This is a genomic window from Algoriphagus aquatilis (genome assembly GCF_042657405.1).
Classification (GTDB): domain Bacteria; phylum Bacteroidota; class Bacteroidia; order Cytophagales; family Cyclobacteriaceae; genus Algoriphagus; species Algoriphagus aquatilis.
The window spans coordinates 150939-174681 of sequence record NZ_JBHSKS010000003.1; the positions used below are offsets into that span (position 1 = coordinate 150939).

24 protein-coding genes are annotated in these 23743 nt (G+C 39.0%); all 24 read left to right on the plus strand.

All coding sequences use genetic code 11. The features are described from left to right. The first annotated feature begins 69 nt into the window (after positions 1-69). The 24 genes from ACFPIK_RS05030 (at position 70) to ACFPIK_RS05145 (ending at position 23739) form a co-directional block, all read left to right on the plus strand. A complete protein-coding gene (locus ACFPIK_RS05030; RefSeq protein ID WP_377912877.1) occupies positions 70-609 on the plus strand; it encodes a hypothetical protein in 540 nt (179 codons plus the stop codon). 369 nt (positions 610-978) lie between these two features. Then, a complete protein-coding gene (locus ACFPIK_RS05035; protein WP_377912879.1) occupies positions 979-1362 on the plus strand; it encodes a four helix bundle protein in 384 nt (127 codons plus the stop codon). A gap of 158 nt (positions 1363-1520) precedes the next feature. Then, entirely contained in the window at positions 1521-1940 is a 420-nt protein-coding gene (locus ACFPIK_RS05040) for an adenylyltransferase/cytidyltransferase family protein (RefSeq protein ID WP_377912881.1), read from the plus strand. 73 nt (positions 1941-2013) lie between these two features. After that, the gene (locus tag ACFPIK_RS05045; RefSeq protein ID WP_377913360.1) at positions 2014-2844 is read left to right on the plus strand and encodes a glycosyltransferase family 2 protein; all 831 of its coding nucleotides are present in this window, start codon (positions 2014-2016) and stop codon (positions 2842-2844) included. Between the two features lie 63 nt (positions 2845-2907). Further along, positions 2908-3705, plus strand: a complete 798-nt coding sequence (locus tag ACFPIK_RS05050; RefSeq protein WP_377912883.1) for a hypothetical protein — start codon at positions 2908-2910, stop codon at positions 3703-3705. A gap of 154 nt (positions 3706-3859) precedes the next feature. Then, positions 3860-4843 carry a GDP-L-fucose synthase family protein gene (locus tag ACFPIK_RS05055; protein WP_377912885.1) on the plus strand — a complete coding sequence of 328 codons (984 nt, stop codon included), beginning with the start codon at positions 3860-3862 and terminating at the stop codon, positions 4841-4843. 87 nt (positions 4844-4930) lie between these two features. Then, positions 4931-5317 (plus strand): four helix bundle protein, encoded by a 387-nt coding sequence (locus tag ACFPIK_RS05060; protein ID WP_377912887.1) that lies wholly within the window; start codon positions 4931-4933, stop codon positions 5315-5317. Positions 5318-5426: 109 nt separating this feature from the next. Continuing rightward, positions 5427-6644: a GDP-mannose 4,6-dehydratase gene (gene gmd, locus ACFPIK_RS05065; RefSeq protein WP_377912889.1), complete on the plus strand. Its 1218-nt coding sequence runs from the start codon at positions 5427-5429 to the stop codon at positions 6642-6644. A 292-nt stretch (positions 6645-6936) separates the two neighbouring features. Further along, a complete protein-coding gene (locus tag ACFPIK_RS05070) occupies positions 6937-8151 on the plus strand; it encodes an ATP-binding protein (RefSeq protein ID WP_377912891.1) in 1215 nt (404 codons plus the stop codon). A 339-nt stretch (positions 8152-8490) separates the two neighbouring features. Next, the gene (locus ACFPIK_RS05075; protein WP_377912893.1) at positions 8491-8805 is read left to right on the plus strand and encodes a DUF6922 domain-containing protein; all 315 of its coding nucleotides are present in this window, start codon (positions 8491-8493) and stop codon (positions 8803-8805) included. A 101-nt stretch (positions 8806-8906) separates the two neighbouring features. Further along, positions 8907-9356 carry a DUF6934 family protein gene (locus ACFPIK_RS05080; protein ID WP_377912895.1) on the plus strand — a complete coding sequence of 150 codons (450 nt, stop codon included), beginning with the start codon at positions 8907-8909 and terminating at the stop codon, positions 9354-9356. A gap of 744 nt (positions 9357-10100) precedes the next feature. Continuing rightward, positions 10101-11294, plus strand: coding sequence for an ATP-binding protein (locus ACFPIK_RS05085; RefSeq protein WP_377912897.1), 1194 nt, complete (start codon positions 10101-10103; stop codon positions 11292-11294). 383 nt (positions 11295-11677) lie between these two features. Then, positions 11678-11830 (plus strand): hypothetical protein, encoded by a 153-nt coding sequence (locus tag ACFPIK_RS05090; protein WP_377912899.1) that lies wholly within the window; start codon positions 11678-11680, stop codon positions 11828-11830. A gap of 236 nt (positions 11831-12066) precedes the next feature. Next, on the plus strand, positions 12067-13386 hold the full coding sequence (locus tag ACFPIK_RS05095; protein ID WP_377912901.1) for a UDP-glucose dehydrogenase family protein: 1320 nt from the start codon (positions 12067-12069) through the stop codon (positions 13384-13386). Between the two features lie 304 nt (positions 13387-13690). Beyond that, on the plus strand, positions 13691-14701 hold the full coding sequence (locus ACFPIK_RS05100) for an NAD-dependent epimerase/dehydratase family protein (RefSeq protein ID WP_377912903.1): 1011 nt from the start codon (positions 13691-13693) through the stop codon (positions 14699-14701). Further along, positions 14698-15093, plus strand: a complete 396-nt coding sequence (locus ACFPIK_RS05105) for a sugar 3,4-ketoisomerase (RefSeq protein ID WP_377912905.1) — start codon at positions 14698-14700, stop codon at positions 15091-15093. The genes ACFPIK_RS05100 and ACFPIK_RS05105 overlap by 4 nt, the downstream gene beginning before the upstream one ends. Before the next feature lies 1 nt (position 15094). Continuing rightward, positions 15095-15508 carry a sugar 3,4-ketoisomerase gene (locus ACFPIK_RS05110; protein WP_377912907.1) on the plus strand — a complete coding sequence of 138 codons (414 nt, stop codon included), beginning with the start codon at positions 15095-15097 and terminating at the stop codon, positions 15506-15508. Beyond that, positions 15505-16053 (plus strand): acyltransferase, encoded by a 549-nt coding sequence (locus tag ACFPIK_RS05115; protein ID WP_377912909.1) that lies wholly within the window; start codon positions 15505-15507, stop codon positions 16051-16053. Before ACFPIK_RS05110 ends, ACFPIK_RS05115 begins: the two co-directional genes overlap by 4 nt. Continuing rightward, a complete protein-coding gene (locus ACFPIK_RS05120) occupies positions 16050-17159 on the plus strand; it encodes a DegT/DnrJ/EryC1/StrS family aminotransferase (protein WP_377912911.1) in 1110 nt (369 codons plus the stop codon). The genes ACFPIK_RS05115 and ACFPIK_RS05120 overlap by 4 nt, the downstream gene beginning before the upstream one ends. Further along, positions 17152-18405 carry a CDP-glycerol glycerophosphotransferase family protein gene (locus ACFPIK_RS05125; protein WP_377912913.1) on the plus strand — a complete coding sequence of 418 codons (1254 nt, stop codon included), beginning with the start codon at positions 17152-17154 and terminating at the stop codon, positions 18403-18405. Before ACFPIK_RS05120 ends, ACFPIK_RS05125 begins: the two co-directional genes overlap by 8 nt. Further along, complete coding sequence (gene tagD / locus ACFPIK_RS05130; protein ID WP_377912915.1) at positions 18402-18797, plus strand: glycerol-3-phosphate cytidylyltransferase; 396 nt, start codon at positions 18402-18404, stop codon at positions 18795-18797. The genes ACFPIK_RS05125 and tagD overlap by 4 nt, the downstream gene beginning before the upstream one ends. A gap of 73 nt (positions 18798-18870) precedes the next feature. Continuing rightward, on the plus strand, positions 18871-20307 hold the full coding sequence (locus tag ACFPIK_RS05135) for a lipopolysaccharide biosynthesis protein (RefSeq protein WP_377912916.1): 1437 nt from the start codon (positions 18871-18873) through the stop codon (positions 20305-20307). Between the two features lie 1429 nt (positions 20308-21736). Next, positions 21737-22813, plus strand: coding sequence for a glycosyltransferase family 2 protein (locus tag ACFPIK_RS05140; protein ID WP_377912917.1), 1077 nt, complete (start codon positions 21737-21739; stop codon positions 22811-22813). Continuing rightward, positions 22810-23739 carry a glycosyltransferase gene (locus tag ACFPIK_RS05145; protein ID WP_377912919.1) on the plus strand — a complete coding sequence of 310 codons (930 nt, stop codon included), beginning with the start codon at positions 22810-22812 and terminating at the stop codon, positions 23737-23739. The genes ACFPIK_RS05140 and ACFPIK_RS05145 overlap by 4 nt, the downstream gene beginning before the upstream one ends. Positions 23740-23743 lie beyond the last annotated feature (4 nt).

A 23743-nucleotide genomic window follows, 5' to 3' on the forward strand; every position in this document is an offset into this window, starting at 1 on the left:
TTATTTGTTTCTAAAATTTTAACAGCATCGTCAGATAATTACGTTTGATGATGATCTTTTCACCAAAGTATGATTAACTTATTTAGGAAGCTCCTTACAGGATACACTACCGTTACCAAAACGTTCAACGGAAAGGATTATCGGTTTATTTATTCCGGTAAGCCGGTGTTTTTTGATCCGACGCTGATGTTGAGTGAACTGAAACTCAGAAAATCAGTGTCCAAATCGATGGATACAGTACCATTTGATCAAATGGATACACTCTTGAAAAAATTTCCTCAAAAAGAGGAATCGCTCATGCCTGCGGTAGTTTGTATATCCGGATCTGGGAAAAATGAGCTAAAAGTCTCCCGATATGTTTTCAAAGAAGAAAATTATCCGGTGAGTCAATATGTCTTCGAGCAAAACAATTTAGTGATTGGGGTGTTTTTCCGAATATACGACTACGGGTTTCTTACCAGAAAATACGCCCTTTCGGTGGACCCAAATTTCAGGGATGAAAATCTAAGCAGCAACTCTTGGAAATGGGAGGGCAAGATGCCATTATGGGCCATGGTGGAGAAATTCGGCCATACCCAATTATGGGTTTGGGAAGGGGATGTAGGATAATGTCATACGATTCATGGGTGAGCTAAATTTTGATTTCGAACAGCAAAATTCAGTATGTATAAAAATCCGTCTTAAATGAGTACAAAAAATACTCGTTTAAATAACTTTGACGTATCAAAAACACGGATGAAAAGCAATTAAAAATGGCTTAATTCTTTTTTAACTAACATCTCAAAATTCAAGGTTTGGCCATAAAAACCTGAATGATCCGCTAAGGACCTAAGAATATCGACCTATTTCACAGGTGGGAGTAGGATTCATTTTCGTACTTCGATTTTCTTCAATGGGACTGAAAGGGCGAAGCTGTGTCCAGGCTGTTCAATTGATGAATGGATGAAGGTTTAACTGGTTTGGTAAGAAAAAGAAATCATGGAAAATAATTGGTTTACCTATCGGTTTGAGAAGCTGGAGGTGGATCAATTGGCAAGGAAAATCAGGGTTGAGATTAAGAAGCTAACCTTGAATTTTCCTCCTGATGAAAAGTTTGAATTGATATCCCAATTACGACGATCTTCCTCAAGTATAGCCAGTAATTTGGCTGAGGGCTCGGGTAGAGCAACACATAATGATCAAGCACATTTTTCCAATATTGCCTTTTCAAGTTCATTGGAAACTATGAATCATCTGATTTATGCCTTTGATATGGAATACATTTCAGAGCAAACCTGTACGGGATTCAGATTGAAAATGGATGAAATCATGAATAAGATCAATTCCCGGTATAAGTACCAGATAGTCCGAATTGAAAATTAGAAAGACAAACTTAGAACCTGAGGTTACAGCATAGAATCTTGTGATCTTTCAATCATATAAATGGGACAAAATACTTCCTATCCAAGTCTCTCTTTTGGTTTATCAATTAGGTGGTTAATCAATTCGACCAATCATCAATTCATCAATTCGACAAAAGGATGAAAAAAGCTGTAATTGTTTCAGGGTATTTCAATCCCCTTCACAAAGGGCACGTGGAGTATTTTAATCATGCCAAGGCAGCAGGGGATGAGTTGATTGTCATTGTCAACAATGACCACCAACGCGCCTTAAAGGGATCCAAGGAGTTTCAACTGGAAGACGAACGCATGTTTATCGTCTCCAATATCAAGAGCGTGGATCGGGTGTACCTATCCATCGATCAGGATCGAACAGTCTGCCAGTCCATCCGAAAAGTGCATCAAGAACTGTCCGACTCCTACCACCTTGCATTCGCAAACGGTGGGGACCAAAACAACCAATCCATTCCGGAAGCTCCGGTTTGCATGGAATTAGGGATCGAACTGCTCGATGGACTGGGTGAAAAAATCCAATCAAGCAGTTGGCTCCTCAAGCGTTAAAGGAGAAATATTTTAAACCCAAATTTCTGGGGATAAGGAAAAGCTTCAATCTCATCTGAAAACAGCGGTTATCATTACTTGCTTCAACAGAAAAGAAAAAACTAGGGCTTGCTTAGATAATCTTTTCAATCAAAAGCTGCCCCAGGGAATGCAATTGGAAGTCTTCCTATGTGACGACAATTCTTCTGACGGTACCGGTCAAATGATTAGGACTCATTTTCCTCAAGTAAATCTAACTTTCGGAACCGGGAATTTGTATTGGGGAGGAGGAATGAGGCAAGCTTGGCAGCATGCAAAAGCTCAGGGATCTTTTGATTTTTACCTTTGGCTAAATGATGATACGGTGTTGTATCCCAATGCCTTACAGAATTTGTGGGAAGAATTTGCTAAGCTCCCTACCCAGTTGAGTATTTTGATCGGAGCCTGTGCGATTCCGGGTACCCAAAAATTTGCCTATGGAGGTCATGACCAATCGATACGGCCATTACCCCCTAATGGAACCCTTCAGAAAATTACCTTTATGAACGGTAATTTGGTGCTGATTCCTGCTGAAGTCGAGCAATTTTTGGGGATGATCTCTTCGAAGTATACACATTACCTAGGAGATTACGATTACAGCATGAGGGCACACCAGGCCGGGTTTTCTTGCTACACTTCTACTGCCTATTTGGCGGAATGTGGTGTAAACGACCTTCCTTACTGGGCTGATCCGGAACTTTCATTTATAGCTAGATGGCGTCTTGCGCATTCTGTAAAAGGCTTGGCCTTGGAGGAATATATCCATTTTAAGTCTTATCACTGGGGTAAATGGATTGGGTTTAAAAGCCGCATCGAAGTCTACCTCAAACTGATCTTTCCTCATTACTATGTCGAGTTTCGAAAGTTCATCTCTGGTAAAAAATAAATCAGTTCATGAGATGACTAGAATGCCAGCATGTCTGGCATTCTCGTGTAATCGAAAGACCCTATGATTATCCCTTCGCTGCGAAAAGTCTTATTTCATCAGCTACACAAGAAAAAACGATTTCCGGGCTTGATGACAGACAAAAAGGCGGTTCTTTCCCTGATTCGATCGCTAAAACCCTTCTACACGGACAAGGAACTGATTCGTTTGGGTCCTGAACAGGACGGAGGATATCTGGTACCCAATGATTTGGAAGGAATTCAACTTTTGATCTCACCTGGCGTGGATCAGGAATCCCACTTCGAATTGGAATGTGCCGAACGGGGAATGGAGGTACACCTCATGGATGCATCTGTAAATGGGCCTTCTGTTGCTCATCCCGGATTTCACTTTCACCCGGTATTTATGGGTATTGGAGCAAATGAATGGAGTCTGGAATACTTGATCCAATCACAAAACCTGGATAAAGTCCCGGGTGACTGGATGCTTCAGATGGATATAGAAGGGGCTGAATGGGAGACACTTATCCAAGTTCCGCAGGAAATGTTAAACCGTTTCAGAATATTGGTTATCGAGTTTCATGACATGGATAATTTGTTCAATCTTCCGTTCTTTCAGATTGTCAAAAAAGTCTTTGATAAGCTGCTCAGCTCACATCAAGTAGTCCATATTCATCCCAATAATTTTTCTCAACCAAGCGATGTATTGGGAATTACTATTCCCAAATACATGGAGTTTACATTCCTGAGAAAAGATCGAGTCTTGCATAAGTCGCCATCCCTTGCCTTTCCACATCCTTTGGACAGGCCTTGTACTGCTAAGCAAGATTACCCCTTGCCTGAGGTTTGGTATCGTCAGTGATTTGTCTGGTGCATCGAAAATCAGGATTTATTTAAACGCTGAACCTGCGAACCTCTAACAAAACAATATACCGTTTAATCCTAAACGCTTAACCCTCGAACCTCGAACGAATTAACGCTTAATTTTTAGCGAACTAACCTTCGAACCCCAAACTTTGAACGCTTCAACTCGCATATACATCGCAGGCCACCGTGGAATGGTTGGTTCTGCCATCTGGAGAGCCTTGGAGGCCAACGGATATACCCACCTCATTGGCCGTACTTCCTCCGAGCTCGATTTGAGAAATCAGGCTGAAGTGCAGCATTTTTTTGAACAAGAAAAACCCGAGGTGGTCATTGACGCTGCGGCTAGGGTAGGTGGCATTTTGGCCAACCATGAGTTTCCGTACCAGTTTCTGATGGAAAACATGCAGATCCAAAACAACCTCATTGAAGCGGCTTTAAAGGCCGATGTCAGTAAGTTTATTTTCTTGGGATCTTCCTGCATCTATCCAAAGCTGGCTCCTCAACCGCTGAAAGAAGACTATCTGCTCACAGGACCCCTTGAGCCTACCAACGAATGGTATGCCGTGGCAAAAATCACCGGAGTAAAAGCCTGTGAAGCGATCCGTAAGCAGTTTGGCAAAGACTACATCTCCCTGATGCCGACCAATCTTTATGGGCCTTACGACAACTTTGACCTGAAGACCTCCCATGTCCTGCCCGCCATGATCCGGAAGTTTCATGATGCCTGTCGGTCAACCGTGAGCAGTGATCAGTTTGCAGTGGCTGCAGAGCATTTGCCAGTGACACTTTGGGGAAGTGGTATGCCGATGCGAGAGTTTTTGTATGTGGAAGATTTGGCAGAAGCTGTGGTTTTTGCGCTCGAGAATACGTTTCAGGATAACCTGTACAACGTAGGCACAGGAGAAGACCTGACGATCCGGGAATTGGCAGAGATGATCCAGAAAATCGTCGGCCATACCGGAGAGATTATCTGGGATTCAACCAAACCCGATGGGACTCCGCGAAAATTGATGGATGTCTCCAAAATGACCCAAGCCGGCTGGAAAGCTAAGACCAGCCTAGAAGAAGGCATCCGCAAGACCTACGAGTGGTTTCTCCAGCATCAGGACTCATTCAAGGAAGTAAAAATCTAGAAATTTGTTCAAGGTTCGAAGTTCAATGTTCAACCACCTCGAACTCCGAACTCCGAACTCCGAACCTAGAACCCTGAACCATTTTTTATGAAGATTGAGCGGTTTGAAGACTTAGAAATATGGCAGGAAGCTCGAGAATTATGCAAGTTTATCCGATCCTTGACTAGAAAATCTCAATTTTCAAAAGATTTCAAATTGGTTGGTCAGATTAATGGATCATCAGGATCTATAATGGATAATATAGCAGAAGGATTTGATAGAGATGGAAATAAGGAGTTTATCCAATTCCTTTCTATTTCGAGAGGCTCAAATGCAGAAACAAGATCTCAAGCTTATCGGGCTTTTGACTCGGCCTACATTGACCAAATTGAACTAGATGAGGTTTTGAATCGAACAGAAAGACTCAGAACGAAGATTAAGTCGCTAATGATCTACCTCAAAAACTCAGAACGAAAAGGAAACAAATATTCTTGAGCAAACCTTCGAACCCTTCGACAAGCTCAGGGTAAACCCTGAACTTCGAACACTTCGACAAGCTCAGGGTAAACCCCGAACTTGGAACTTCGAACCCCGAACAAAACCAATGAACAACTCTTCGACCTCAAAAGTCGCCCTAATCACAGGCATTACCGGCCAAGACGGCTCCTACCTCGCAGAATTACTTTTAGAAAAAGGCTACCAGGTCCACGGCATCAAGCGCCGTGCCTCCTCCTTCAATACCCAGCGGATCGACCACCTCTACCAAGATCAGCACGAGGGAAATGTCAACTTTACGCTTCACTACGGGGATTTGACGGACTCTACCAATATCATCCGCATCATCCAGGAAGTGCAGCCCGACGAGATTTACAACCTCGGGGCGATGTCTCATGTGAAGGTTTCTTTCGATTCCCCGGAGTATGTGGCCAACGTAGATGGCATCGGTACCCTTCGTATCCTCGAAGCCGTGCGCATCCTTAAGCTGGAGAATAAGACTAGAATCTACCAAGCATCTACCTCTGAACTCTATGGCGGGATGCCTGAAAATAAAAACGAAGCAGGCTTCTACGACGAAAGCTCGCCTTTTTATCCCCGTTCTCCTTATGGCGTAGCCAAGATCTACGGATTCTGGATCACCAAAAACTACCGCGAAGCCTACAACATGTACGCATGCAACGGGATTCTCTTCAACCATGAGTCTCCACGCAGAGGAGAAACCTTCGTGACGCGAAAGATCACCATGGCCGCAGCTGCAATCGCCTTGGGTAAGCAGGATTGCCTATATTTGGGTAACTTAGATTCCTTGCGGGATTGGGGACATGCCAAAGACTATGTCAAAGCCATGTGGCTGATGCTACAGCAGGACAAGCCTGAGGATTTTGTCATCGCCACCGGAAAGACCACCAAAGTCCGTGACTTCGTTCAAATGGCCTTCGCCCATGTCGGCTTCACCATCCGCTGGGAAGGAACGGGAGTGGATGAAGTCGGAATCCTCGACGCCATCGATGAGCAGAAATACTTCGATTCAATTGGGAAAGAGTTCGAGGTTCAAGGTTCAACGTTACCGAACCCAGAACCTCGAACTTCGAACTCCCAACTTCGAACCTGTCACCCTGAGCGAAGTCGAAGGGCCGAACCCCAAACCCCGAGCGTCGGCGATACCTTAGTCAAAGTAGACCCAAGGTACTTTAGGCCGACAGAAGTGGACCTGCTCCTCGGCGACCCGACCAAAGCCAAAACCCAACTGGGCTGGACTCCGGAATACGACCTTCAGGGATTGGTAGAGGATATGATGATCGGAGACTTGAGTGCTCACAGATAAAAATTTACTCCAGAAGCGATAGGTTCCAAAGTTCGAAGTTCAAAGTTCCGAACCCGTCACCCTGAGCTTGATTATTGAGCCTGTCGAGATAGGTCGAAGGGCCGAACCCTGCCTTCGGCAGGCAGACCCGAACCTACTCCCCCCTCCAGGGGGGCTGGGGGGGTAACCCCCCGAACATCGAACTTATCGAAGGGCCAAACACATAAAAATTTCATTAAAATTTCAATTTTTTAAGACTATAACCATAAAAACTATTTGAAAATTATTATTTTTAGGGTTATACCCATAAAAAATGATTAAAAGGAACTCCTATATCGATAAACTCAAAAAGTTTATCGGAAAGCCACAGATCAAAATCATCACCGGAATTAGGAGATCGGGGAAATCCACAGTCCTCAAGCTTCTGATAGAGGAGTTGATTGGAAGCGGTTTAAACCAAACTCATATTATTTACCTCAACTTTGAAAGCTTTGCCAATTCACATCTGACACAGGCCAAAAGTTTGTATGAGGAAGTGAACCGTAGAATCACGGATTCAGGGAAGTATTACCTCCTTTTTGATGAGGTGCAGGAGGTAGAGGATTGGGAAAAGGCCATCAACTCCTTTTTAGTTGACTTTGATACGGATATTTACATTACAGGATCTAATTCTCATTTACTGTCCTCAGAGCTAGCTACATTTCTTGCAGGTCGATATGTGGAAATTCCAATCTTTACGCTATCATTTTCAGAGTTTTTGGAGTTTAAAAAATCTTATGCTGAGATTTCGGCAAGTCAATTTTCGCTTTTTGTAGAATACCTTCGAAAAGGAGGGTTCCCGGTCATTCATACCTTGGATTATGAAGAGGAGACCGCCTATCAGGTGGTGCGGGATATATATGATTCAGTGATTCTCAGAGACTCTGTGCAGCGTCACAAAATCAGGGATATCGAATTGCTCAACCGTGTCATACACTATGCTTTCGACAATATCGGCAATACCTTCTCCGGGAAAAACGTGGCCGATTACTTCAAAAGCCAACAGCGAAAAATTGACATCAATACGGTTTACAATTACCTCCAAGCCTTGGAAAGTGCCTTTATCCTGTATCGGGTTTCGCGCTATGATGTCAAAGGCAAAGAGATCCTTAAGACGCAGGAGAAATTTTACCTCGCGGATATCTCTTTGCTCTATGCCACCATGGGATATCGGGATCGGATGATTGCAGGAGTACTCGAAAACCTGCTTTATCTAGAACTGAAGCGCAGAGGATATGCTGTCTATGTAGGTAAATATGACCAACGGGAAATTGACTTTGTTGCTGAGCAGAACGGTCAAAAAATCTACATTCAAGTAGCTTACAAGCTGGAAAGTACAGAGACGATCGATAGAGAATTCTCGCCCTTGCTCGCTATTTCGGATCATTTTCCCAAATATGTAATCACGATGGATGAGTTCTTTAAAGACACGATCCAGGGAGTAAAACACCTGCATATCAGTGATTTTCTGTTGGCAAGTGGCTGGTGAAACATGTTCGAAGTTCAAAGAACACCGAACCCCGAACTCCGAACCCCAAACCCGTCACCCTGAGCTTGATTATTGAGCCTTTCGAGATATGTCGAAGGGCCGAACCCTGCCTCCGGCAGGAAAGCCCGAACCACATCCCCCCTCAAGAGAAGCTTGGGAAGAAACCTCAAATTCAATTCAACTCAAACTACTGGGAATCTGGTCTAATTCGGCTAAGTTTATAGAAATGCCCATGAGAAAATGCTTCTCAAACAACTTGTCCCGAACTGGTTTCGGGAGGGAAATGATAATCCAGGGCATTCCATCTGACCTTAAAAAATCGAATAATAAACAGATGAAATGAAAGATCTAGCCTCCAAAATTCAACCCTCCGATTTTTCACCTCATCTTTTTTGGGATGTGGATGCAGGCAAGTTTGATCTGGTACAATCCAAAAAATGGCTGATCGAAAGAGTCTTGGAATATGGAGTCTTGAGCGTTTGGAAAAATCTTAAAGAAATTTACAGTCTTGAAGAGATCAAAAGGGTGGTGGTGACCATTAGGACCTTGGATGAAGTGACGCTCTCGTTTCTATGCGTCTTGTTTGATTTGGAAAAGGAGAATTTCAGATGTTATACAAACAAACAGTCAACCCCAGACTTCTGGAAATCCTGAGTGCACTCATGAACCATCCCATATTCAATGAATTTCAATTGGTGGGAGAACCTTATGTGGCTAGCAGGAGATTTGAAACCTTCAATCAGGGATAAGCTGAAATGATTTTACCAAAATACCCCTTATCATCAAGTGATCAGTTGATGACTTTCGAATTCGCAAGTGAGGGTAAGCTTGGTAGAGTAGCTAAATTGGTGGCATACCAACCAACCAATCTAAAAGGGGTTTTCAATTTGGCATTCGGTGATAAAAATGCTGATACTGGCCAAATAAATGATAGGATAATAACAGACAATGGAGATCGAGACAAGGTACTTGCTACAGTGGCGTCTACTGTTTATGCCTTTACAGACAAGTATCCGGATTCTTGGGTATATTTAACTGGGAGCACAAAATCACGCACTCGATTGTATAGAATTGGTATCTCAAAGTTTCTTGAGGAGTTGAATCAAGATTTTGAGATTTATGGGCAATTAAATGACAATTGGGAAAAATTCAAACCTGATACAGAGTTTGAAGGATTCTTGGTAAGGCGAAAACAAGCAAATTGAAAAAAGATGAACTCTAACAATTTATTGACTGATTTGAAAAAAAGAAAAACGCCTATTGTCAAAATTGATTCAAGTTTAAATCAATTTGATGGTCAGGTACTTTTTCCTGAGAAGCTGGAAAAGGCTAATCAAATGCTGAAAAAAATAGGATTGCCAAAGCCCTAGCTTAGGTTTTCAGGTAGTCTGACCTCTTTAAACACTGACCCCTTCGACATATCTCGACAGGCTCAATAATCAAGCTCAGGGTAAACACTGAATACTGATTACTGATCACTGACCACTGAATACTGACCACTGAATACTGATCACTCTAAAGATCGCTTCGTCGCATTCGTCATTGCGAGGGAAGGGTAAAAACAATGTCCAGTAAACTGAAATCTACCTTCCCGAAGCAATCTTTTAATAAGATCGCTTTCCCGAAAAAATCGGGACAGGCACTCGCAGTAAGCTTCTTCGCTAAAGTTTAAGTATCATTTTGCTCCTCGCGATGACGTTCACTGCCCACTGCGACTGACCCCTTCGACAAGCTCAGGGTAAACACTGAATACTGAACCCTGACCACTGCGACTAATCACTGCTTACTGTGACTGATCACTCTAAAGATCGCTTCGTCGCAGTAGCCATCCATTACACCCAATAACTAATGCTGCTCCTCGCGATGACGTTTACTGACCACTCAATCTTCACTTCTGATTACTCCGATAAGCAATAAAACCCTATATTTGCTTACTATAGTCAGCAAAAATGGATTCCCTCTACCAAAAGTTTTATAAGAAAATTGAGCTTGTTTCATTGGATTTCAAACGGAATCTCATGGAACAGATTCAATGGGATGCCAGATTGATAGGGATCAAAGGGGCGAGGGGAGTGGGCAAAACCACGCTTTTGCTCCAATACATCAAGGAAAATCTGCCGATCAATGAATCCACCCTTTATGTCAGTTTGGACAATATTTGGTTTGGAGAGAATAAACTAAGTACGCTCACAGAAGACTTTGTAAAAAGAGGGGGTAAGTACCTCTTTTTGGATGAAGTTCATAAATACCCCAACTGGTCGCAGGAATTAAAAAACATCTACGATGACTATCCCGAACTCAAAGTTGTATTTACGGGATCTTCACTTCTTGAGATTTTAAATGCCAGAGCCGATCTGAGCCGAAGAGCTGTAGTTTATACGCTCCAAGGACTTTCTTACCGAGAATACCTGCATCTCAAGTCAGGTGTACAGCTTCCAAAAGTTGAACTGGAGGATTTAGTTCAGAATCATGTCCAACTATCCATAGAAATCAACAGGACTCTCAAGCCTCTACAATATTTCGAGGAATATCTGAAAACAGGCTATTTCCCCTATTTTCAGGAGGTGCCTTCGCTATATTACCATCGGATAGAAGAAGTAATTAACATGACCCTTGAGGTGGAATTGCCACTTTTAAGAAAGGTGGAAGTATCGTATGTGTCAAAGTTGAAGCAGCTGCTGCAAATCATCTCAGAGTCAGTTCCATTTATTCCAAATGTGAGTAAGCTCAGTGAACGGATTGGAGTAAACAGGAATACCTTCACTACCTACCTGTTTTTTCTTCAGGAAGCCAATTTGACTCGAAACATCTACAAGGATGCTTCAGGAATTACCCTGCTTCAAAAACCGGATAAGATCTATTTGGAGAATACCAACTTTCAGTATGCGCTGGCTCCAAAAAACACAGAAAAGGGATCGATCCGAGAAACCTTCTTGGTCAATCAATTGAGCTATCAGTATCAAGTCGAATATGTCGATCAGGGAGACTTCCTGATCGATCAAACTTACACCCTGGAAGTCGGTGGAAGCGGAAAAACCAAAAAGCAAATCCAAAGAATCCCCAACTCCTTTATCGTATCAGATGACCTCGAATACGGCACAGGGACCAAAATTCCGCTTTGGATGTTCGGCTTTTTGTATTGATATTAATTAGTGAAAGACGTAAGACATAAGAAGTAAAACATAAGAAGTAAGACAACTGGATAACTAGACGTTTACTGCACACTGGGACTGACCCCTTCGACAAGCTCAGGGTAAACACTGAATACTGAACCCTGACCACTGCGACTAATCACTGCTTACTGTGACTGATCACTTCCAAGATCGCTTCCTCGCAGCAAATAACTATTACACTCAATAACTAATGCTGCTCCTCGCGATGACGTTCACTGCCCACTGCGACTGACCCCTTCGACATATCTCGACAGGCTCAATAATCAAGCTCAGGGTAAACACTGAATACTGATCACTGATCACTCTAAAGATCGCTTCGTCGCATTCGTCATTGCGAGGGAAGGGTAAAAACAATGTCCAGTAAACTGAAATCTACCTTCCCGAAGCAATCTTTTAATAAGATCGCTTTCCCGAAAAAATCGGGACAGGCACTCGCAGCAGCCATCCATTACACCCAATACCTAATGCTGCTCCTCCCGATGACGTTCACTGCCCACTGCGACTGAATACTGACCACTACCAAGATCGCTTCCTCGCAGTAGACTTCTTTACTAAATTTTAAGTGTCATTTTGCTCCTCGCGATGACGTTCACTGACCACTGCGACTGACCCTTGATCACTGACCCCTGATCACTGAACACTGCGACTGTTCACTGACCACTGATCACTGATCACTGCGACTTCGCTCAGGACAGGCCCAAACCTGCGCCTAGTCGCTAATTCTAAACCAACAACTAGTTAAATGAAAATCGCTGTAGTAGGAACCGGCTATGTAGGCCTGGTCTCCGGAGCATGTTTTGCAGATGTGGGAATCGATGTGACCTGTGTGGACATCGACAAAAAAAAGATTGAAAAGCTTAAGAATGGCATCATGCCTATCTATGAGCCTGGTTTGGAAGAGATTGTCATCCGAAACTATAAGAGCGGAAGGTTACATTTCAGCACAGACCTAGGAGAGGCGATACAGGGTGCCGAGGTGGCATTTATTGCAGTGGGAACGCCTCCGGGCCAAGATGGCTCCGCTGATTTGAAATACGTATTGGCAGTAGCAGATGAAATCGGGAGAAAAATGACCGATTACCTGGTAGTAGCCACCAAGAGTACCGTTCCAGTGACTACAGGAGAAAAAGTGAGAGCAGCCATTCAGTCAGCCTTGGACAAGAGAGGATCAAACCTTCCTTTTGCGGTAGCTTCCAACCCTGAATTCCTGAAAGAAGGTGCCGCAGTGGAAGACTTTCTCCGACCAGATCGAATTGTAATCGGAATTGATGACGACCGAGCGGAACAAATTATGCAACGCTTGTATAAGCCTTTTCAACTGAGTGGTGACCGGATCATCTATATGGATATTCCTTCGGCGGAGATGACCAAGTATGCGGCGAATGCCATGCTCGCCACCAAGATTTCCTTTATGAACGACATCGCTAACCTGTGCGAGCGTGTCGGTGCAGATGCCAACATGGTGAGAAAAGGAATCGGTTCGGATCCTAGGATAGGTAATAAGTTCATCTATCCGGGTGTGGGCTATGGAGGTTCCTGCTTTCCAAAAGACGTGAAAGCCATTATCAAAACAGCCAAGGAATATCGCTATGAGCTGAAGGTTCTCCAAGCCGTAGAGGAGGTAAATAATGCGCAAAAGTTTGTTTTGGCGGATAAAGTAAAAGCACATTTCGGGGAAACTCTGAGAGGAATGACCTTTGCGATGTGGGGTTTGAGTTTCAAACCCAATACAGATGATATGCGGGAAGCACCGGCAGCGGTGATCATCGATGAACTTCGGGCCGCAGGTGCTCAGGTGAAAGCCTATGACCCCGTAGCCATGGAGGAAGCCAAAGCGCACTACATTTTCGATAAGGTGACCTACTGCAAAGACGCCTATGAAGCACTGGTTGATGCCGATGCGCTGCTGCTGGTGACCGAATGGTCAGAATTCCGAATTCCGAGTTGGGATGTAGTGGGAAAGCTACTGAAGAACAAAGTGGTCTTTGACGGGAGAAACATCTACGACAAGAAGTACTTGGAGTCAATGGGATTTACCCATTACGGCATAGGATCAAAATAAAGTTGTTCGAAGTTCAAAGTTCCGAACCTGTCACCCTGAGCGGAGTCGAAGGGCCAAACATCGAACCCTATTACCAGACGACTACTGATCACTGACCACTGCGACTGAATACTGAACTCTGACCACTGAACACTGACCACTGCGACTGATCACTGACCACTGCGACTGAACCCTTCGACTTCGCTCAGGCCAGGCCGGACAACCCTTCGACAACCTGACAACGCGACAACTGCTCACTGACCACTGCCAACTGACCACTGATCACTGAATACTTACCACTAACCCTTAACTTTTAAATACTCACGTGAGTCAAATCCTCGTTACCGGAGCTGCCGGATTTATTAGTTTTCATCTTACTAAAAAGCTTACTGAACTTGGTCATCAAGTGGTGGGCGTGGATAATCTGAATGATTATTATGACCCAAAACTGAAACTTGCCAGGCTGAGTGAATTGGGTGTTTCAGGAGTTGAATTAGAATCTCAAGAAATTACCAGATACGAATCAGGTGACTTTACCTTTCTCAAGGCTGATATCACAGATGATAATCTTTGGGAGTTGTTATCAAAGGAATTCCAAATCGATTCAATAATTCACTTAGCAGCACAAGCGGGTGTGAGGTATAGCTTGGAGAATCCCAAATCCTACATCAAATCCAATGTAGAAGGTTTTCTAAATGTGTTGGAATTCTCTAGATATCAAAAGATTAACCATTTGATCTATGCAAGCAGTTCTTCCGTGTATGGAATGGATTCTGTGCAACCCTTTTCAGAAGATGAGCCTTGCAATAAGCCGGTAAGCCTATATGCAGCCACCAAAAGATCAAATGAATTGATGGCCTTTACCTATCACCATTTGTTTGGGATCAATTCGATAGCTCTTCGGTTCTTTACAGTATATGGTCCTTGGGGAAGACCGGATATGGCCCCCTTCTTATTTACTAAAGCAGCTTTTGAAGGCACTCCGATCAAAGTTTTTAATTACGGAAAGCAGAAACGAGACTTTACCTATATCGATGATATCATAGGAGGAGTCATTCAAGTCTTCAATCAAAAAGAAAAAATAGAAGGTGCTGAGATTTGCAATATTGGTCAAGGAAAGCCAGTTGAATTGGAAGAATTTTTAAATGAGATTGAATCCCAAACAGGAAAAATGCTTCAAAAAGAATTTTTAGAAGCTCAGCCGGGAGATGTGGAACTTACTTTTGCTGATACTAAGCAGTTGAATATCAAATTTCTCTATCAACCTCAACTAGTTCTTAAAGAAGGGGTTAAGAGTTTTGTGAATTGGTATAAGGATTATTTCAAAATTCAATGAGTCAGGTTAAGCTTATCCAATTTCCCAAAATCCTAGATCCCAGGGGTAATCTTACTTTTTTACAGAATTCAGACCAAGTTCCATTTGAAATTCACCGAGTGTTTTGGACGTATGATGTACCAGGAGGAGAAATAAGGGGAGGGCATGCCTATCATCAACAGCAGGAAATAATTATTGCGCTGAGTGGAAGTTTTGATGTGATCATTACCGATAAAAATGGGATAGAAAGTAAGTTTTCTTTAAACAGATCCTATTATGGTCTCTATATACCTTCTAAAACTTGGAGGCATATGGAAAATTTCTCCACGAACTCGCTGAGTTTGCATTTGTCAAGCATAGCTTTTGATGAGGGGGATTATATCCGAGATTTTGAATTTTTTAAAATGCTTTAATATGAAAAAATCTACTGTATTAGACTGTACCCTGATCGAGCTCCCTAAAAATCATCAAATTAATGGAAATGTTACTGCAGTAAACAATCGAATAGAAATCCCATTTGAAGTGGAGCGGGTGTACTATTTATACGATGTCCCAGGAGGAGAGGCTAGGGGTGGTCATGCCCATTACGAGTTGCAGCAATTGATTATTGCTGCTTCTGGAAGTTTTGATCTTGTGGTGGATGATGGGAGAACCAAACGGACTTTTAATCTTAATAGGCCCTATCATGGTGTTTTAATGCCTTCAGGCTTGTGGAGAGAGTTAAATAATTTTTCATCGGGATCCATCTGTTTGGTTTTGGCTTCCAATAAATATGATGAAAAGGATTATATCCGAGATTACCAAGATTTTATAAAGTTTAAAAGATGATCCATCCTTTAGCAGAAGTTTACACCAAGCATATAGGCGAAGGAACAAAAATCTGGCAGTTTAGTATTGTCTTGGAAGGAGCTAGTATTGGTAAGGATTGTAATATCAACTGCCATACCTTGATAGAAGGGAAAGCACAGCTTGGAGATCGAGTAACTGTTAAACCCGGGGTATATGTTTGGGACGGAGTTCGGTTGGATGATGATGTGATGGTCGGACCTAATGCCACGTTCACTAATGATAAATGGCCTAAATCTAAAAATTCAAACTACCAACTTTTAGAAACTCATGTGAGGCGAGGGGTAAGCATAGGCGCCAATGCTACCATTTTATGTGGAATTACCATTGGAGAATTTGCATTGATTGCAGCAGGTGCAGTGGTCACTAGAAATGTTCCTGATCGGGCATTGATGATGGGTACTCCTGCTGCAATCAAAGGATGGATGAATGAAGACGGTACCAAGATGAAGGAAGAAGTGGGGTTCTTTCTGGATAATCAAGGAAATCATTGGAAGGAAGAAGCTGGAGAATTAATAAGATTATGAACATTCCATTTTTAAATTTTGAACCAGCCCATTCGGCAATCAAAGTAGAGATGCAACAAGCTTTCGAATCTGTGTATGATGGGTATTGGTATATCATGGGAAAGCACCTTTCCCAATTCGAAAAAGAATATGCATCATTCAATCAGATCCAATATGCAATCGGCATTAGCAATGGATTGGATGCACTCTATTTGGCCTTAAAGGCCTTGGAGATCGGTGAAGGAGATGAGGTGATCATGCCATCCAATACCTTTATCGCTACCGTTTTGGCTGTTTCTTATACTGGTGCAAAGCCTGTGTTTGTAGAACCAAATGAAAAAACCTATTTGATTAATCCCGATTTAATTGCGCAAGCAATTACTTCCAATACAAAAGCCATTATCCCCGTTCACCTCTATGGGCAGGCCTGTGAAATGGATAAGATCATGCAGATTGCCGGTAAATACAACTTGAAAGTAATTGAAGACAATGCCCAAGCCCATGGAGCTACCTTTAATGGGAAACTTACCGGAAGCTTTGGGCATATCAATGCGACAAGCTTTTATCCGGGAAAGAACCTAGGAGCTTTGGGTGATGCAGGAGCTTGTACGACGAATGATGCCGCTTTGGCAGAAAAAATCCTGATGCTTCGAAATTACGGTAGCCGGGAAAAGTACAAGCATGAAGTGATAGGACACAATATGCGCTTGGATGAATTGCAGGCAGCATTTCTCTCGGTCAAATTGAGACATTTATATGAATGGACCCGACAAAGGCTAGAAATTGCGGCTTGGTACAATGGAGCCTTAGCCGGTATGGGAGATTTGATCTTACCTGAAGTTGGGTCGGATTCTACACATGTCTATCATTTGTATGTGATTCGAACCAACTACCGAGATAAATTACAGGCTTTCTTAGCTGAAAAAGGAATAGGCACCTTGATTCACTATCCCATTCCTCCCCATCTTCAAAAGGCTTATGCTCATCTTGGTTTTAAAGAAGGTGATTTTCCGGTAGCAGAGAAGCTAGCAAAAACTTCTTTGAGTTTGCCGATTTGGCCTGGAATAAAAAAAGAATGTATTAAAAAAATTTCTAATAACTTAATTGAATTTTATAAGAATGGTTAAGATGCTTTTGATAGGAATTATTAAAAGATTTTTATTTTTTTTTTATCAGCTTAAAGCAAGATTTTATCAAAAAAGAATAATAAATAAAATAAAGGGAAAAGATAAAATTAATGTTATTTTCCTTGTAATCCACGAATCGGTTTGGAAATATAGTTATTTATATGATTTACTTGAAAAGTCAGAAAGATTTAATCCTGTAGTTGTTGTTTGTCCTTATTTGCCTATGGGAGAAAATGTAATGATTGAAGATTTAAATAAGTGTTATGAATTTTTCAAGACAGGAGGTTATAGAGTTGTAAAATCTTTAAAGGATAATAATAAGTGGTTAGATGTAAACAGAGAATTAGATCCTACTATTGTTTTTTTTACAAACCCGCATAATTTAACACGAAAGGAGTATTTAATAACTAGTTTTTTAAATAGTTTAACATGTTACGTGCCATATAATTTTGGTAATTCACATTTGATATCTTTGTTCCATGACCAAGACTTTCATAATTATCTTTGGAATCTTTTTTGTGAAACTGAAATTCATAAAGAATATTCTGTCAAATTTGCCAGAAATAGGGGGCGTAATGTATTGACAACTGGATATCCAGGTGGCGATATGTTATTAATTGATAAAATACCAAGTGATAAAATTTGGAAACATAAAGACAAAAAAAAAATTATTTGGGCACCTCATCATACTATAGATAATGACAGGTCATTCATTAGCTTCTCATCTTTTCTCTATTTAAGCGATTTTTTTATTGAAATTTTAAAAGAATATGAAAAACATATTGAGATTTGTTTTAAACCTCATCCTCTGTTAAAAGGGAAATTGTATTTGCATCCAGAATGGGGATTGAACAAAACTAATGAATATTTTGATTTATGGGAAACACTGTCTAATGCCAGCTTAAATGAAAGCGACTATTTTGAATTGTTTCTTACATCAGATGCTTTAATTCATGATTCAGGTTCTTTTCTTATTGAGTATCTTTATACTGAAAAGCCGACCCTTAGAACGGATAAGGACGATACTATCAAAGATAGGTTGAATAGTTTTGGAAAACTTGCTTATAATGTTCACTATATCGCTAAAAATAAGGAAGACATTCGGGAATTTTTGGAAAATGTAATAGAAGGGAGGGATCCAAAAAAAAATGAAAGATTAAAATTCAAGAATAGTTATCTTATACCGCCAAACGGGAAACTTGCTTCTGAAAATATTTTTTATCAATTAACAAAATTATTAAAATGATTAATGTAATTACATATGGGACTTTTGACCTTATACATAGAGGTCACATAAATATCCTTAAAAGAGCAAAGGATCAAGGTGATTTTTTGATTGTTGGACTTTCTACAGATGAATTTAATGAACTCAAAAATAAAAAATCCTACTACACATATGAAGAGAGAAAATTTATTTTAGAATCAATAAAATTTGTGGATTTAGTTATACCAGAGAATTCATGGGATCAAAAAGTACTTGATATTAAAAAATTCAAAATAAATAAATTTGTGATGGGTGATGATTGGAAAGGGAAATTTGATTTTCTTATTAATGAATGTCAGGTTTTGTATCTTTCTAGAACGGAAAATATTTCAACAACTAAGATCAAAGAAGACTTAAAAGATTTTAATTTATGACACATTTATTTAGATGTAATGAAGTAAATGTAACTCTAAAAATTCATTATTTATTTCCATACGTTTGGCTTAAATGACCTTTAGACAAAAAGCAACTTCAGGATTTCTTTGGAATGCTTTAGAGCGTTTTTCTGGTCATCTGTTGAGCCTAGTGATTGGTGTCATTCTAGCTCGCATCCTTAGTCCTGAGGATTTTGGTTTACTTGGTATGCTTGTGATTTTTACATCTGTTGCTTCTGCTTTCGTGGAAAGTGGAATGGGGAGTGGACTAATCCAAAAACAGGATAAAACTGAAGAAGATTATTCAACGGTATTTATTTTCAACCTTGGAACAGCATTTTTTATGTATGCTATTCTTTTTGTAATAGCACCTTATATTTCTGATTTTTATAATGAGCCAAGACTAACCAAACTTTTACGGTTTCTAAGTTTAAATCTTCTTATAGGATCTTTTGTAGCGATACAGCGGACCAAGCTTACTATCGATTTGAATTTTAAAGTTTTAGCCAAAGTAAATGTAAGTTCCAGTTTTCTTTCAGGAACAATAGCAATCTTTCTGGCTTGGTATGGGATAGGCTACTGGGCCCTAGCATTCCAAATATTATTGACAGGTATTTTTAGTTTTTTATTTTTACTTCACCTTTGCAATTGGAAATATAGTATTAAATTTTCACAGAAATCCTTTAAAGAATTATTTGGATTTGGTTTTAAACTTTTATTTGCTTCTATCTATGCACAAGCCTTACGTAATGTTTATGATGTATATATAGGAAAGTACTATCGAAGTTCAGAGCTTGCATTTTATAGCCGATCTATTGGTTTTACCGAACTGATTTCTGGAACTGTAAATAGTGTTATACAGCAAGTAACTTATCCTTTGCTATCGAAAATGCGTTATGAACCTGATCGTATGATTGATATTTTTCGAAGGCTGATAAGAATGACTGCTTTCATTAATTTTCCTGCTATGGTATTATTAAGTCTTTTGGCAGAACCAATTGTTCTCCTTTTACTAACTGATAAATGGTTAGCAGTTATCCCCTTATTACAATGGATGCCCTTTGCTCGTATATTTTATCCAGCGAGCTCTCTTAATTTGAATTTATTAAATGCCAATGGACGATCAGATTTATTTTTGAAAGTTGATCTATCTAAGCTTCCATTAACTATTATTACGATGATCATTACTTTACCTATTGGAATGAAAGCAATGGTAATTGGTCATGTAATCACTTCTTTTGTAGCATTTTTCTTTAATGCATTCTTACCAGGGAGAATGTTTAAATATGGTGCTTTTAAGCAAATAGCTGATATGTCTCCCGTGATACTAAATGCTTTTCTAATGGGAGCTGCTGTTTTTTTTGTATTACTATTTGTGGATAATTTATTTTTAAAAATTATTATTGGCCCACTTTTAGGCGGTATGATATATATGCTGTTAGCTTATTATCAAAAAAGTAAAGAATTTTTTGAATTAATGGGTATGTTTTTAAACAAAAGAAATGAATGAAAATTTGCTAGACTCTATCATTGTCATCACCTATAATTCCTCCAAGTTTGTCTTTGAGATCTTGGAAAGTACTTAATCACAGACCTATCAGGATATTGAATTGATTGTTTCGAAGGATGTTTAACAGGATGATATAGTTGACATTTATAATGATTGGTTGGAGGAGAAAGTTAATTAATTTTTGAGATCAGAGTTTGTGACCAATGACCAAAATATTAGAATATATAAAAACTGCAATCATGTAAAAAAGTAAGGGTATTTTAAAGTTAGTTTTCTAAAGTTTAAGTTGAATTATTATCACTTTTTTTGGTTATATAATTAGATTTCATACAGTTGAGTACAAATGATAATAACACTAGATAGAAAGAAGGAACAAAGCTTTGGAAGGCTTTTTTCTTTTACCTTTGTATTGTAATCTTTGGATTATCTATGACAAAAATTTACAAATAACTCGGCTTAGAGTATAGGTACCAAAAAAAGCATTTCTCAAAATATGCCATAGTTAAAAATCTATAACTTCTATCTTAGGGGCTCATTTTTATATCTTAGTAGAGAACTCCGTAGTAACACTAGTCAAAGATGGCATAGATTGGATTTTTTTCTTTGCATATTTTGCAGAGTGTAAGACCTTGTATGTTATGAGAATAAATAAAAGCGCATAAATTTGATGATGGGATTAAACGCCATATTGTAAGACATCTAATGGATTATTGTTGGAGCTCTGAACCCATAAGTCGATGTTTAGAAGGAGTATAGGTGAGTCATGCATGATTTACCAGTTGATAGGAAATATATAAGCAGACATACCAGGAGAACTCGACTTTAAGCGCATTTTACAAATATTTGAGAAATGGTAGAAGAAAACGTAAAAGATGTAATCAGAAGGTCTCCAGAGGTATTATTGCCAACCTACGCCTTATGTAAGATAGGCCGCCCATAGTAGCTCATAGGCCACGGTTAGGTGACCTGAAAGTCGATTTTATATTGGTTAAAAATCAAAAATGTTCTTTACTAGTAGTTAAAGATAGAGCTAGGTTGTTTACTCAACTCCAAAAAATATTACTATCAAGGAGGGTGAGAAGGTATTAAAAAACATCTTGAAAATCTTAACCATACTTCCCTGCAAAGCCAAAACTTTAACCTTCGATAATGAAAAGGCATTTAGCTTTCATGAGATACTTGAAAAGGAAACAGAAATTAAAGCGTACTTCACCCGACCCTATACCAGTCAAGACAAAGGCATGGTTGAAAATCACATCGGTGTATTGAGAAGTTTTATCCCTAAGAAATTCAGACTTTAACTTGTAAATGATAAAGTCTTTCTTGAAATTTAATCATATCTTAACAAAAGTCTAATACTAAAATTTAATTACAAAATTCCTAATCAAGTGCTACTCGAAAAAGTGCGCTTACGAACTGAACCTACATAATGTTAAAACAAATAGATCAGAGCATTTCTTTTATTATAATAACATATAATCAAGAGGAATTTATTAGTGATGCTATTAATAGTGCACTAGCACAAAAGGTATTGCCTAAGGAAATTGTTATCGTTGATGATTGTTCGACGGACAACACATACTTTGTTGCAACGGAAATAATAAGCAAATTAGAACTAGAGATTCCTATAAAGTTAATTAGAAATAATGTGAACTTAGGGATTTTAAGAAATTTTGTAACTGCAGTTGATGCTACATCTGGTGATTGGATTACAGGTTGCGCTGGAGACGACATAGCTGATGAAAATAAAGTAGAGACTTTAAGTAATATTATACATAAAGAGGACTTTAAAAATATTTATGCAATAGGGACAGCATTTTCTATAATAGATGTAAAAAACAATTTTGTATGTAATCAGTTTTATAATTTTGATAATCTACCTGAATTTAGAAGCCATTTTTTTCATGGTGCTGCCTTTGCTTATCGAAGATCTTGCTTTACTTTTTTTAAAAAAATAACTAGCCAAATTCAAACAGAGGATATTTTATTGCCTTATAGAGGGCTTCTATTAGGAGGTATTATGCTTTTAAATACAGTAACAACCAAATATAGGATTGGCTATCAAAATATATCCAGTAATTATGGAGGTAGTTATTTTAGCTTAATTAAAAAGATGCTTAAGATTAAAGAAAGTGACTTGCTTTCTTATTCTCAAAGAATAATTGATTTGGAATCAATTAATATAGATGAAATATTGAAGTCTAAAATTAAAAATCAAATCCAATTAGATATTCTTAGTGCAAAAGATGATATAAAACATCTTCAAAAGATTTTAGATTTTTATAACAAAAAATCATTTCAAAATTTTCGTATTCTAATTGCCTCTAATCAAGGAAAAAAGAGTTTGTCTAATTTTAAAACACTTCTCAAAGTTATTATTTATAGTACACCATTTAAAATTTTTAGCTTCTTTTTCAAAAGTAAGAAAATAAATGGAAGCAAGAGCTATATAAAATATTCCGATGAAAAATATTTAATTTTAACGATAAAAGATTATTTCAAATGAAAATAATAGCTATTCCAATAGATAAAAATTGGTTTCAAGGAGGTAATCATTACTTTTTATCTTTAGTATATGCTTTAGAAAGATTTCAACATCCTCAATTAAAATATTTTATCTGTACACCCTCTGATCTCAATAAATTTACTTATGATGGAATTCTATCCATTAGATGTCATCTTTTCACTAATACTAATCTTTTAAACAGTAGATCAGTTCCCTTATTTTTATATCATGATGATTTTCATTACTTTAAGTTTCGTACTTTTTTCAATTCTAAAGATTTCGAAAGCATCGTAGATAAGGTAGACATACTTTTTAGTACATATGCATTAAACATGCTATCACAAAATATCTTTAAAAAATTTTCAAGTAAAACTCATTGGACACCATTAAGTGTGTCTAATGAGTTGTTCACTATGTATAACTTTGATGAGTATGAAAATCGATTCTCAAAAATTCTATTTTCAGGTATGGTTAGTTATATGTATCCTTTGAGAGAGAAAATAATGAGATCTTATTCCTTAAATAATTTAGAAAAAGTAGAAATTTTAGATCATGGAGGATACAGTCCAAATAAAAGTGGTTTATTTTCAAGTAATTATTATAATCATTTATCTCAATTTAAAGGAGCAATAGTTACTTCAGCTATAAAGCCAACCAACTTTGCTGTAATGAAATATTTTGAAATACCAGCTTGTGGTTGTTTACCTTTTTTAGAAGATACGCTAGAATTAAAATATTTAGGTTTCCAAGATGGATTAAATTGTGTTATTATCAATAAGAATAACTTTGATAAAAAATTTAAAATACTTGATTCTCCAATAGCCAAAATAATTGCAAAAGAAGCCAGATCTTTAATTAAGAATAACCATACTCATGATAGTAGAATCGAATATATGTCTAATATTATCTTATCTTATTTTAAATAATTTT

Excerpts from the sequence above, each read along its gene's own strand:
- ACFPIK_RS05030 (WP_377912877.1), top strand. The coding sequence starts at position 70 with ATGATTAACTTATTTAGGAAGCTCCTTACAGGATACACTACCGTTACC.
- ACFPIK_RS05035 (WP_377912879.1), top strand. The coding sequence starts at position 979 with ATGGAAAATAATTGGTTTACCTATCGGTTTGAGAAGCTGGAGGTGGAT.
- ACFPIK_RS05040 (WP_377912881.1), top strand. The coding sequence starts at position 1,521 with ATGAAAAAAGCTGTAATTGTTTCAGGGTATTTCAATCCCCTTCACAAA.
- ACFPIK_RS05050 (WP_377912883.1), top strand. The coding sequence starts at position 2,908 with ATGATTATCCCTTCGCTGCGAAAAGTCTTATTTCATCAGCTACACAAG.
- ACFPIK_RS05060 (WP_377912887.1), top strand. The coding sequence starts at position 4,931 with ATGAAGATTGAGCGGTTTGAAGACTTAGAAATATGGCAGGAAGCTCGA.
- gmd (WP_377912889.1), top strand. The coding sequence starts at position 5,427 with ATGAACAACTCTTCGACCTCAAAAGTCGCCCTAATCACAGGCATTACC.
- ACFPIK_RS05070 (WP_377912891.1), top strand. The coding sequence starts at position 6,937 with ATGATTAAAAGGAACTCCTATATCGATAAACTCAAAAAGTTTATCGGA.
- ACFPIK_RS05075 (WP_377912893.1), top strand. The coding sequence starts at position 8,491 with ATGAAAGATCTAGCCTCCAAAATTCAACCCTCCGATTTTTCACCTCAT.
- ACFPIK_RS05080 (WP_377912895.1), top strand. The coding sequence starts at position 8,907 with ATGATTTTACCAAAATACCCCTTATCATCAAGTGATCAGTTGATGACT.
- ACFPIK_RS05085 (WP_377912897.1), top strand. The coding sequence starts at position 10,101 with ATGGATTCCCTCTACCAAAAGTTTTATAAGAAAATTGAGCTTGTTTCA.
- ACFPIK_RS05090 (WP_377912899.1), top strand. The coding sequence starts at position 11,678 with ATGTCCAGTAAACTGAAATCTACCTTCCCGAAGCAATCTTTTAATAAG.
- ACFPIK_RS05095 (WP_377912901.1), top strand. The coding sequence starts at position 12,067 with ATGAAAATCGCTGTAGTAGGAACCGGCTATGTAGGCCTGGTCTCCGGA.
- ACFPIK_RS05105 (WP_377912905.1), top strand. The coding sequence starts at position 14,698 with ATGAGTCAGGTTAAGCTTATCCAATTTCCCAAAATCCTAGATCCCAGG.
- ACFPIK_RS05110 (WP_377912907.1), top strand. The coding sequence starts at position 15,095 with ATGAAAAAATCTACTGTATTAGACTGTACCCTGATCGAGCTCCCTAAA.
- ACFPIK_RS05115 (WP_377912909.1), top strand. The coding sequence starts at position 15,505 with ATGATCCATCCTTTAGCAGAAGTTTACACCAAGCATATAGGCGAAGGA.
- ACFPIK_RS05120 (WP_377912911.1), top strand. The coding sequence starts at position 16,050 with ATGAACATTCCATTTTTAAATTTTGAACCAGCCCATTCGGCAATCAAA.
- ACFPIK_RS05125 (WP_377912913.1), top strand. The coding sequence starts at position 17,152 with ATGGTTAAGATGCTTTTGATAGGAATTATTAAAAGATTTTTATTTTTT.
- tagD (WP_377912915.1), top strand. The coding sequence starts at position 18,402 with ATGATTAATGTAATTACATATGGGACTTTTGACCTTATACATAGAGGT.
- ACFPIK_RS05135 (WP_377912916.1), top strand. The coding sequence starts at position 18,871 with ATGACCTTTAGACAAAAAGCAACTTCAGGATTTCTTTGGAATGCTTTA.
- ACFPIK_RS05140 (WP_377912917.1), top strand. The coding sequence starts at position 21,737 with ATGTTAAAACAAATAGATCAGAGCATTTCTTTTATTATAATAACATAT.
- ACFPIK_RS05145 (WP_377912919.1), top strand. The coding sequence starts at position 22,810 with ATGAAAATAATAGCTATTCCAATAGATAAAAATTGGTTTCAAGGAGGT.